We start from the raw sequence: 12,409 nt of genomic DNA, 5'->3' as shown, positions 1-12,409 counted from the left end.
CGGTCCGCGTCCACCCTTGCGGCCGAACTTGCCGTCGCACCGAAACACGCACGGCTGTTCCTGACACTGCTCGACATCCTCGTCACGGCCGGGTACCTGACCCGCGACGGAGAATGGCTCACCGCGACCGCGGCGGTCGCCGGCCTAGCCGCCAGGGACCTGGCCGCCGAGAGTAGGCGGCTCGGCGGGCGGAGCCCCGAGGTGGCCGCACACGTCGACCTGCTGACCGCCTGCCTCGACAAGTACCCGGACCTGCTGCGCGGCGAGGTGGAGGCCACCACGGTGATGTTCCCGGGCGCGTCGGCGAGCAAGGTGGAGGGCGTCTACCGGGGTGACCCGCTGTCCGACCGGCTCAACGCGCTGGCCGCGCAGGCAGTCCTCGCGTACGTCGACGGCCACGGCGACACCGCCCCGGTGCGGGTCCTGGAGATCGGCGCGGGTACCGGCGGTACCAGCGCGAGCGTGCTCGCCGCGCTCCGAGACCGGGGCGACCGGGTCCGGTACGTGTACACCGATGTATCGCTGGGTTTCTTGCGGCACGGGCGCCGGGAGTTCGGCGCCGACCATCCCTTCATGGAGTTCCGCCGGCTCGACATCGAAAGCGACCCAGCCGACCAAGGGTTCCCGTCCGGCGACTTCGACGTGGTGGTCGCGGCCAACGTGCTGCACGCGACCCGCGACCTGCGCGAGACCCTGGACCACGTCCGGCACCTGCTGAAGGACGGCGGCCGGCTGGTGCTCAGCGAGACGACCGCGTTCAGCCCGTTCGCCACGCTCACCTTCGGACTGCTCGACGGCTGGTGGCGGGCCACCGACGGCGAGGTGCGGGTGCCGGGCTCACCACTGGCCGACGTGCCGACCTGGACCCGGCTGCTGCACGGCGCCGGACTCGGCCGCACCACCGCCCTGGCGCCGGCCGAGGTAACGCACGGCGAGATGGGCCAGCACGTTCTCGTCGCCGAGCGCGAGCCGGCCGCGGCGGTGGAATCGCCGACGAGCCTCGATCTGGCGGAGACCCGGCGGATCGTGTCGTCCACCGTCGCCGAGGTGCTCGGACGGGACAGCGACGACCTCGACGTGGACCGGCCGTTCACCGAGTACGGGGTGGACTCCATCATCCTCGTCGAGCTGGTGAACACGCTCAACGCGCGGCTGGGCACCAACCTCAAGCCGACCGCCCTGTTCGACCACCCGACGCTGGCCGAGCTCACCGAACACGTGTGCGCGGACCGTCCCGGCGCGGACGGCGGGCGTCGCGGCAAGGCCAACGGAAAGAGCAACGGACACGGCCACGGGCCAGCCGAGACGGTACCCGCCGACGTGGAGCTGTTGCAACGGCTCGCCGCCGGTGAGCTGAGTCTCGACGACGCATTGGCGAAGCTGGGGGGCGAGCATGAACGGTGACCTGAAGCGCGTGCTGGAACTCGTGCGGTCAGGGGAGATCTCCCCGACGGAGGGCAAGCGGCGGCTCGCCGCGCTGCGCGCCGGCGATCCCGCGTCCCCGGCGACCGGCCGCCGCGTCGCCGTGGTGGGCATGTCCTGCCGGTTCAGCGGCGGAGCGTCGCCGGAGGAGTTCTGGGAGTCGCTGGTTTCCGGCCGTGATTCGGTGCGCGAGGTGCCACGCGAGCGCTGGGACATCGACCGCTACTACGATCCCGATCCGCACGTGCCGGGCCGGACCAACTCCCGGTGGGGCGGCTTCCTCGACGGCGTGGACGGGTTCGATCCGCTGTTTTTCAACCTCTCCGGCCGCGAGGCGCAGAGCATGGATCCGCAGCAGCGGCTGTTCCTGGAGAGCTGCTGGACGGCGCTGGAGGACGCGGGATACGCCAGCGACGCGGTGTCGGCGACGAGCTGCGGGGTGTTCGCCGGCGCACCCGCCAGCGACTACGCCAGCGAATCCGAGCGGAACGGAGTGGATGCCGACGCCCGCGTCATGATGGGCAACGACACGGCGATCCTGGCCGCCCGCATCTCGTACCTGCTCAACCTGCGCGGGCCGAGCGTCGCGCTGAATACCGCCTGCTCGTCCTCGCTGGTCGCCGTCCACCTGGCCTGCCAAGCCATCGAGTCGGGCCAGTGCGAGATGGCGCTGGCCGGTGGTGTGTGCCTGTTCGTCGGGCCCGGCTTCTACCTCTCGGCGAGCAAGGCGGGCATGCTCTCGCCGACCGGTCGGTGCCGCGCCTTCGACAGCCGCGCGGACGGCTTCGTACCCGGCGAGGGCGTCGGCGTGGTGGTCCTCAAAGACCTCGAGGCGGCGCTGCGCGACGGCGACCGGATCCGCGGCGTGGTGCTCGGCGTGGGTACCAACCAGGACGGCAAGACCAACGGCTTGACCGCGCCGAGCTCCCGGTCGCAGACCGCGCTCCAGCTGTCGGTGTACGACCGGGCCGGCATCAGCCCGGAGACCATCTCGCTCGTCGAGGCGCACGGCACCGGCACCACACTCGGCGACCCCATCGAGGTCGAGGCACTGACCCGGTCGTTCCGCACATACACCGACCGGACCGGGTTCTGCGCCATCGGATCGGTGAAGAGCAACATCGGCCACACCGGCCAGGCAGCCGGTGTGGCCGGCCTCATCAAGTGCCTGCTCGCCCTGGAGCACCGGATGCTCCCGCCGACCCTGCACCTGGAGCAGGAGAACGAGCGGATCGGCTTCGCCACTACCCCGTTCTACCCGGTTACCGAGGCCATCCCGTGGTCGACAGTGGACGGTGCGCCGCGTCGGGCCGCGATCAGCTCCTACGGTTACAGCGGCACCAACGCCCATCTGGTCGTGGAGGAGCCGCCGGAGCGCCCGTTGCCCGCCGCGAACCCCCAGCCGCAGCTCATACTGGTCTCGGCGCGGACCGACGAGGCACTGGCCAGGCGCCTCGACGACCTGGAGTCCTGGTTGGACAGCGACGCCGGGCGGCAGCCGCTGGAGGCGGTGGCCTACACGCTGCACGCCGGGCGGCTGCACTTCGAGAAGCGGGCCGCGTTCGTGGCCGGCGGCGCCGCCGAGCTGAGTGCTGCGATCGCCGCCCGCCGCGCCGGCACGGCCGGCGGTGGCGCCCCCGTGGGCGAGCGGCAGTGGGTGGCCGAGGAGCTGCGCCGCGAGCTCCCGGAAGCGGCGCGGGGAGCCGAGCGGCGAGCGGCGCTCGAGCGGGCCGCGTCGGCCTACGAGCACGGCGTGCCGGTACCCGTGGACGCGCTTCACCCGTCCGGTGGACGGCGGACCGGCCTGCCCACGTACCCGTTCGCCCGCGACCGCTACTGGCACGAGACACGCGACGAACCGGCGCCCCCCGCCGCCGGGCTCGTGTTGGACCGCCTGCCGGACGGCGACGGACCGAGATTCCGTTACCGCCCGGCGGGCACCGACTTCGTGGTCGCCGACCACCTGGTCGGCGGGAAACCGGTGCTCGCCGCGACCGCATCACTCGAACTGGCCAGGGCGGCCGGGCAACTCGCCGGCTTCGAGGTGCGGTCGGTCGAGGACGTCACCTGGCACCGCCGCCTGCCGGCGGTGAGCGAGCAGGGGTTGGAGATCCGCCTCACCCCCGGCGACGGCGGCGTGTCCTTCCAGATCGGCCACGGGACTGGACCGCGGCCGGGTGTCGCCGGCTGGCTCAACCCCGTGGTCGCCGAGAGTGTCGCGCCCACGGTGGATCTGGCGGCGATACGGCGGCAGTGCGGCCGGACGCTGTCCGGCGCCGAGTGCTACCAGCGGTTCCGTGAACTCGGCCTGACCCACGGCTCAGGCTTCCAGGTGGTCCGGGAGGTGCGCACCGATGGCGAACAGGCGCTCGCCGAGCTGAGCCTGCCGCCCGAGCTGAGCGCCGGACTGCCCGGCTTCGGGCTGCATCCCGCGCTGCTGGACGGCGCACTACAGGCGGTGGTCGCACTGGCGCCGGACGCCGGCGCGGGCGGCCTGCGGGTGCCGTACGCGCTGGAGCGCCTGACCATGCACGCGCCGCTGCGCGCCTCCTGCTACGCGCACGTGGTGCCGCGCGGCGAGACGATCCTGGACATCGCGGTGACCGACGAGTCCGGCAAGGTGCTCGTGTCGCTGCACGGCCTGACCGTCGCCGAGGTGGAGGCTCCCGGCGGCCTGGATATCGTGACGCCGTTCGAGGCGGTATGGCGGGAGGCGGCCGTCGCCGGGACCGGGCGTGCGGAAGACGGCGTCATCCTGGTGTGCGACCTCGGCTCCGGACACGTGGATCGGCTGCGTGCCGAGCACCCGGGCCAGACGGTTGTCCACGCCGTGCCCGGCGCCGCCTTCCGCGCGATCGGGGAGCACAGCTTCGAGCTGCGGCCCGACTCGGCCGAGGACTTCGGGCGGCTCGTAGCCGCGTTCGAACCCGACCGGGTACTCGTTCTTTGGTCGCTGCACGACCGGCAGAACCTCGACGGACCACCCGACCTGAGCCTGAGCTTCCACACCACGCTCGCGCTGTGCCAGGCGCTCAGCGGCCGTCCCGGCGGGCCGGTCGCGATCCGCGTGGCCCACCCGCTCGACGGGGACGTGGCGGCGCCGCACCTGGCCGCGCTCGGCGCGCTGGCCCGGACGCTCCGGCTGGAAGACCCCGAGCTGCGGGTGCAGTGCGTGGGCGTGCCGTGCGAGCCGGACGGTTCGGCCCGGCTGGATTTGGCCTGGGACCTGCTGCTGCGCCGCGGCGACCCGGCGGACGAGCCCGAGCTCCAGGTGCGCCCGGACGGCGCGGTGCTCCGGCGCGAGCTGCGCGAACTGCCGCCGCTCGACCGCACCGCACCGTCGCCGGCCGGTAGCGGGGCCACCTGCCTGATCACGGGCGGAGCCGGCTTCATCGGTCGAAACCTGGCGCGGCGACTGGCAAGCGCCGGCGCCAACGTCGTGCTGCTCGGCCGTTCGGCGCTCACCGAGTCCGAAGTGGATGGGCTCGGCGCGGGCGGCGGCCGGGTGGTCTACCGCAGGGCCGACGTCGCGGACGCCAGTGCGATGGCGGCGGTGCTCGACGAGGTGCGGCGCGAGCTCGGGCCGCTCACCGGCGTCATCCACGCCGCCGGTGTGGTGCGCGACAGCCTGTTCGTCCACAAGACACCCGACACGGTACGCGACGTGCTCCGATCCAAAGTAGACGGCGCGCTGGTGCTCGACCGGCTGACCCGCGCCGACCCGCTGGAGTTCATGGTGCTCTTCTCGTCCCTGGTGCCGGCCCTGGGCAACACCGGGCAGACCGACTACGCGTACGCCAACGCGTTCCTGGACGAGTTCGCCGTGGCGCGCGAGCGGCTGCGCGGCGAAGGCAGCCGGCAAGGGCGGACGGTGTCGGTGGCCTGGCCGGCGTGGGCTGGCGGCGGCATGGGCGCCGCCGTCGCGCACGCGATCCCGGACATGCCCACAATGGACGTCGCGGAAGGACTCTCGGCGCTGTCCAGCGTGCTGCGCGCGGCCTCACCGTACGTCGCACTGGTCAAGGGTGACCCGGTCGAGATCCGGACGGCCCTACAGCGCCCGTCCGCCCCGGTTGCGGCGGCCACGCCAAACACCGCGGTCGCTTCGGGCGACCTGCGCGCGGCCGCCGAGTCACTGCTCGCCGAGGTGCTCGCCGACGAACTGCGGGTGCCGGCCGGGCGCATCGATCCGGAGGCGGCGTTCGAGCAGTTCGGCATCGACTCGATCATGGTCATGCGACTGTCCCAGCGCCTGGAAAGCGAGTTCGGGCCGCTGCCCAAGACGTTGTTCTTCCGGTACGGCACGCTGCGCGAGCTCGCCGGGTACTTCGCCGAGCGGCACCGCACGACCATCGAGAGTCGGCTCGCCATCCGACCGGGCGAAGTCCTCGACGCGGTGCGCGAGGCACCCGCGGTCGCCGTGGAGCCGAGCCCGCCCGTGCCCGCCGGCGACATCGCGGTCGTCGGGGTCAGCGGCCGCTACCCGATGGCCGAGCACCTGGACGACTTCTGGAGCAACCTGCTGGCCGGCCGCGACTGCGTCACCGAAATCCCGCCAGAACGCTGGTCGCTGGACGGGTTCTTCGACCCGGCCGGTGGACCTGGCCGCAGCTACGCCAAGTGGGGCGGCTTCCTCACCGACGTCGACAAGTTCGATCCGCTCTTCTTCAACATCTCGCCCAACGAAGCGGCCATGATGGACCCGCAGGAGCGAATCTTCCTGGAGACGGTGTGGCACGTCCTGGAGTCCGCCGGGTACACCAGAGCACAGCTGCGAGAGCGCACCACCGGCGTGTTCGTCGGTGTCATGTATGGCGAGTACGCGCTGCTCGGACAGGCCGCCGATGGCCGGATGGCGGTTTCCTCGCACGCCTCGATCGCCAACCGCGTTTCCTATTTCTTCGACTTCCACGGCCCAAGCCTCGCCCTGGACACCATGTGCTCGTCCTCGCTCACCGCCATCCACCTGGCGTGCGAGAGCCTTCGCCGCGGCGAGTGCGACACCGCGGTCGCCGGCGGCGTCAACCTGAGCCTGCATCCCCACAAGTACCTGCAACTGAGCCTGGGCCGGTTCGCGTCGACCGACGGCCGGTGCCGCAGCTTCGGCGCGGACGGCGACGGGTACGTGCCGGGCGAAGGCGTCGGTGCGCTGTTGCTCAAACCGCTGCCCGCCGCCTTGGCCGACGGAGACACCGTGCACGCGGTGATCCGCGGCACCGCGGTCAACCATGGCGGCAAGACCAACGGGTACACGGTGCCCAACCCGCGGGCCCAGACCGCCGCCGTCGTCACGGCACTGCGCGCGGCCGCGGTGAAGCCGGCCGATGTGGGATATGTCGAAGCGCACGGCACCGGCACGCCCCTCGGTGACCCGATCGAGCTCGCCGCGCTCACCGAGGCGTTCCATGAACTCGGCGCCGCGCCACACGACCCGGTCACCGTCCCCATCGGCTCGGTCAAGTCCGCCATCGGCCACCTCGAATCCGCCGCGGGGGTCGCCGCGGTCACCAAGGTGATTCTCCAGATGCGCCACGGCATGCTCGCACCCTCGCTGCACGCCGACCGGCTTAACCCGAACGCCGACTTCGCCGACTCGCCGTTCCGGGTGCAGCGCGAGGCCGCGGCCTGGCCACCGCGCGGCGACCGGCCGGCCCGCCGGATCGCCGGGGTGAGCTCGTTCGGCGCCGGTGGCGCCAACGCGCACGTGGTACTGGCCGATCACCCCCAGCCGTCGCACGACAGCCGGCCGGACGGACCGCAGGTACTCGTGCTGTCGGCCAAGTCCGCCGACCGCCTGGTCGTGCTCGCGGAAAACCTGGCCGCCTTCCTCGAACGGCGTACCGCCCCGGTGGTGCCGCTGCCCGCCGAGGCGGTCACGGCGGACCTGCTCGACCGGGTACGCGAGCTGCTCGGCCTGCACCAGAACGACCTTGGCACCACCGACCCGCTCAGCGAATGCGGGCTGGACCACGCCGCCCGGGTCCGCCTGGGTACCGTCGTCGCGCAGGCGTACGGGACGGCGTCCGACGAGCTGCCCGCCGCCCTGGACACGGTCGCCGCACTGGCCGAGTACCTGCTGGAAAACGCCGCCTTCCCGGGTCAAGTCCATCCCGCTCTGGCTGGCGGCGACGGGCTGACCCTCGGGGATGTCGCCTACACCCTCCAGGTCGGCCGAGAGGTCATGCCCGAGCGGCTGGCCGTCGTGGCGTCCAACCTGCCGCAGGCGGCCTCCCTGCTCCGGGCGTTCGCCACCGGTGTCCCGTCCGAAGGTGTCTTTTCCGGCCGGCCCCGCGAAGACACCTTGCACGAGTCGGACCGCTCACAGCTCGACCCGGCCACTGTGGCCTGGAGCTGGGTACGCGGAGCGGCGATCGACTGGCGGGCCCTGCACCGGGGGAGGACGCGACGGCGCGTGCCGCTGGTCGGCTACCCGTTCGCCCGCGAACGGCACTGGATAAACGAGATCCCGCGAGCGGCCGTGCCCGCTGCCCGGGAGGAAATGGTGGATCACGTGAACCCAGCGACGGACGCGCCGGCGCCTCAGCCCGATCTCCCGGGGCAGCGCGCCTCGATCGTGCGCGAGCTGATGGCGATGACGGCGGACGTGAGCGGCCTGGACCCGGGCCGCCTCGACGAGACGACCGGCCTCGGCGAGTACGGCCTGGAGTCGGTAGCGCTCAAGCAGCTCGCTGACCGGATCGGCGAACGGTTCGACGCGGCGGTGTCACCGACCCTGTTCTACGAGCGGCGCGGGCTCGGCGGGGTGGCCGACTGGCTGGTCGAGGAGTACGGGCCGCGGCTGGCGGCTCCGGAGAAGACCCGTCCGGCCGTGGCGGAAGTCGCGGCCGTAGAGCCGGTCGCGGCCGCTGGGGGCGCCGAGCCCATCGCCGTCATCGGCATGAGCGGCCGGTTCCCCGGCTCGCCCGACCTCGATCGCTACTGGGACAACCTCGCCGCCGGCCGCGACCTGGTGACCGAGGTGCCCGCCGAACGGTGGGACTGGCGGTCCCTCTGCGACGGCGTGCCCGAGGACCAGCAGGGCCGGTACCGCTGGGGCGGCTTCGTCGACGACGTGGACAAGTTCGACCCGCTCTTCTTCGGCATCTCCCCGGCGGAGGCCGAGATGATGGATCCGCAGCAGCGGGTCCTGCTGGAGACGGTGTGGGGCGCCATCGAAGACTCCGGGTACCGTCCCTCCCACCTCGCCGGCCGGGACGTCGGCCTGTTCGCCGGCGTGCAGTTCAGCGACTACCAGCACCTGCTGCACGAGGCCGGTGTGCTCAACGCACAGGCCGGTCTGGGCAACGAACACTCCATTGTGGTCAATCGCATCTCGTACCTGCTCGACCTGCGCGGACCCAGCGAACCGGTGAACACCGCGTGCTCCAGCTCGCTCGTCGCGGTGCACCGCGCGGTGCGCGCGATCCGCAACGGCGAGGCCAGCATGGCGATCGCCGGCGGGATCGCGCTCAACCTCGCCTCGTACTCCACAGTGGCCGCCGCGATGATGGGGCTGCTCTCGCCGCGGGGCCGCTGCCGTACCCTCGACCGCGGCGCCGACGGGTACGTCAAGGGCGAGGGCGTCGGCGCGGTGGTACTCAAACCACTGAGCCAGGCCGTGGCCGACGGCGACACGATCTACGCCGTCATCCGGGGCACCTCGGTCAACCACGGCGGCCGGGCCGCGTCCATCACGGCGCCAAGCACCGAGGCGCAGGCGGCGCTGCTGCGCGAAGCGGTCGAGGAAGCCGGCGTCGGACCCGAGTCCATCGGGTATCTGGAGCTGCACGGCACCGGCACCGAGCTCGGCGACCCGGTAGAAATCAACGGCATCAAGTCCGCCTTCCGCCAGCTCGCGCGGTCCCGAGGCAGCCAGCTGCCGGGCGAGCCCTACTGCGGCATCGGTTCGGTGAAGACGAACATCGGACACCTCGAGCCGGCGTCCGGTATCGCCGGCCTGATCAAGGTGATCATGTCGATGCGGCACGCGACGCTGCCCGGCCTGGTGCACCTCGACGAGATGAACCCCTACGTCGATCTGCGGGACAGCCCGTTCTATCCGATCCGCGAGACGGTGCCGTGGCAGCGGCTGACCGGTGCCGACGGGCGGCCGTCACCGCTGCGAGCCGGGGTCAGCTCGTTCGGCTTCGGCGGGGTCAACGCGCACGTCTTGGTCGAGGAGTACGCCACGGACGCACCGGCACCGGCAGCACAGCCACGGGACCGGGTGTTCGTCTACTCCGCCAAGACGCCGGCCGCGCTGGACAGCGGGATCGACCGGTTCCTCGACCGGCTGGATCGCTGGGAGAGCGGCACCGAGCCGGCACCGGGTCCCGACGCCGTCGAGTACACCCTGCGCGAAGGCCGGGAGGAGTTCGTCGAGCGGCTCGCGGTCGTGGCGGCCAGCCTGTCCGAGTTGGGTGCACGGCTGCGGGCGGTCCAGCGCGGCGAGGACCAGCCCGGTGTCCACCGTGGACACGCGGGCGCCGCCGGTACGGGTGCGCGGCTCACCGGTACGCCGGATGAGCTCGCCGCGGCTTGGGTGGCGGGGCAACCGGTGGACTGGCCAGGTGTCGCCACCCCGCAGCGGACCTCACTGCCTACCTACGCCTTCAACCGCACCAGGTTCTGGTTTACCGCGCCGGAGGGCCGCGCGGCGCGGCACGACGCGGGTGACGAGGAGACGCTTTCCGGTGAACCGTACATCCGCGCGGTGTTGCGCGACATCCTGCTGGACAAGCTCAAGCTGACCGAGGACGTTTTCGACGAAGACCAGCCGCTACAAGACTTCGGCGTGGACTCGATCCTCGGCGCCCTCATCGTCCAGGTGGTCCAGGAGGAGTTCGACATCCAGATGCCGGTCACCGCGCTGATCGAATACCCGACCCTGCGGGCGCTGTCCGGCTATATCCACACGGAGTTCTTCCAGGGGCGCGAGCCGGCGTCCGGCACCACCGCCCGCCGCAAGGACCGGGGCCGCGGCGACGCCGACCGGCTGCCGCCCGAGCTGATCCCGGTCAACGTGAGCGGCACCCGGCAGCCGTCGTTCTGGGTGCACGGCGCGGCCGGCTACGCGGCCTGGTTCCAGAACCTGTCTCAGGTGCTGGGCCCGGAGTATCCGGTCTACGCGTTCCAGGCCCGAGGCACCGACGGGCACTCGATGCCGCACACCCTGGACGAGATGATCGACTACTACGTGGACTGCATCCGCCGGGTGCAGCCCAACGGTCCATACGTCATCGGCGGGTACTCCTTCGGCGGCATCCCCGCCATGGAGATCGCCCGGCGCTTGCAGGAGCAGGGCGAGACCATCCGCCACCTCATCATGTTCGACACCTACCCCGCGACCCAGGAAGTGTTCGACCGCCACTTCGGCGGCTACGACGACGGATTCCTCCAGTTCTACCTCGCCAACTACTTCCTGAACCTGAACGACAACCCCGAACGTGCCATCCGCCAGGACGACGTGGCGCACCTGCCACCCAACCTACGGCTCGCCGAGCTGGCCCGGCTGGCCAAGGAGCGCAGCGGCAAGCTGCTCGACGTCGACGACATCTACCACTACCTGCGTGGCGGGATGGAGTGCTCCGCGCACGCCGAAGGCATCTACCAGACCTACAAGATGCGCCCGTACGACGCCTCGAACGTGCTGTTCTTCCGGGCGCTGGACGGCTTCACCGGCCGCTCCAGCGCAATGTACTGGCGGGCCCAGAACATCCTCGACGGCTACGACTACGTGCGCCCGTGGCGGGACGTCGTCGAGGGCGAGGTGCGGGTCGTGGAGCTGGACAACGACCACCTCAGCCTCCTGGACGAGCCCACCCTGAGCATCGCGGCCAAGCAGATCGAGTCGGTGCTGCGCGACCCGCCGCCGCTGGACCGCGACCGGTACCTCGACTTCATCACCTCGTTCGACGCGCTCACCGAGTTCGGCGGGCGGCTGCTCGCCGACCGGTTCCGCGGCGCCGGCGTGCTGCCGGTGGACGAGACGCCGGTGCCGGTCGCGCAGGCGCGCACCCAGCTAGCCGTGCAGGACGGGTACGACCGGCTTTTCCGCGCCTCGCTCGACATCCTGGAGCGGGGCGGATACCTGCGCCGGGTGGACGGCGAGCTCGCCGCCACCGACAAGCTCCTCGCCTCCGGCTTCGCCGGCGGGGCGGACGAGATCGAGCGGCACGCCGCCGAGATGGTCGCCGCACACCCGGACGTCCGCGACTACGTACCGCTACTCCTGGCCTGCCAGGCCGCGGTGCTGGAGGTGGCGCGCGGCGACCGGGAGGCCACCGACGTCATCTTCCCGGGCGGCTCCATGGAGCTCGTCGCGGAGCTGTACAAGGGCAACATCCAGACCGAGTACTACAACCGGCTGGTGGCCGAGCGGGTGGGGGAGCACGTGCGCCACTTCACCCGGCGGTTCCCGCTCTCCACCGCGCAGGTCTTCGAGGTCGGTGCGGGCACCGGCGGCACGAGCGCCTACGTGCTGGAGGCGGTCGCCGCGCACGCGAACCGGGTCCGGTACTTCTACACCGACATCGGCGCGGTCTTCGTGCAGGCAGCCAAACCACAGTTCGCGGAGCGGTACCCGTTCACCGAATTCACCGCCTACGACGTCGAGCGGGCGCCCGCGGGGCAGGGGTTCGAACCGCACTCGATGGACGTGGTCGTGGCCAGCAACGTGCTGCACACCACCCGCCGCATGGACGTGACCCTCGACCAGTGCCGGGCGTTGCTCAAGCCGGGCGGGGTCATCGTCGTCAACGAACTCACCCAGCGGCTCGACTACAACACGCTCACGTTCGGCCTCACCCCTGGGTGGTGGCTGTACGAGGACGAGGACGTCCGGATCAGCGGCTCCCCGCTGCTCAGTACCCGGCAGTGGCGGACCTCGTTGCACGCGGCCGGATTCGACGACGCCGAGCTCCACGGCCTCGCCGGGATCCCGGACGACGAGCACGCGCAGTGCGTCATCGTGGCGCGCGCGGTGTGA

2 protein-coding genes (1 of these 2 cut by a window edge) are annotated in these 12,409 nt (G+C 71.8%); both read left to right on the top strand.

Translation table 11 applies throughout. From position 1 onward, the window contains the following. On the top strand, nucleotides 1-1,404 hold the final stretch of the coding sequence (locus tag ACTMTJ_RS38590; RefSeq protein WP_441223697.1) for an SDR family NAD(P)-dependent oxidoreductase. It extends 11,484 nt beyond the left edge of the window; the window shows 1,404 of its 12,888 coding nt (coding positions 11,485-12,888); the start codon falls outside the window, past its left edge; it ends in the stop codon at nucleotides 1,402-1,404. Further along, complete coding sequence (locus tag ACTMTJ_RS38585; RefSeq protein ID WP_441223696.1) at nucleotides 1,394-12,409, top strand: SDR family NAD(P)-dependent oxidoreductase; 11,016 nt, start codon at nucleotides 1,394-1,396, stop codon at nucleotides 12,407-12,409. The genes ACTMTJ_RS38590 and ACTMTJ_RS38585 overlap by 11 nt, the downstream gene beginning before the upstream one ends.

It is taken from the genome of Phytohabitans sp. LJ34 (assembly GCF_052068095.1).
GTDB lineage: Bacteria > Actinomycetota > Actinomycetes > Mycobacteriales > Micromonosporaceae > Phytohabitans.
Note: the sequence above shows the minus strand (reverse complement) of the source record. Positions and strands in the feature narration are given on the sequence as shown.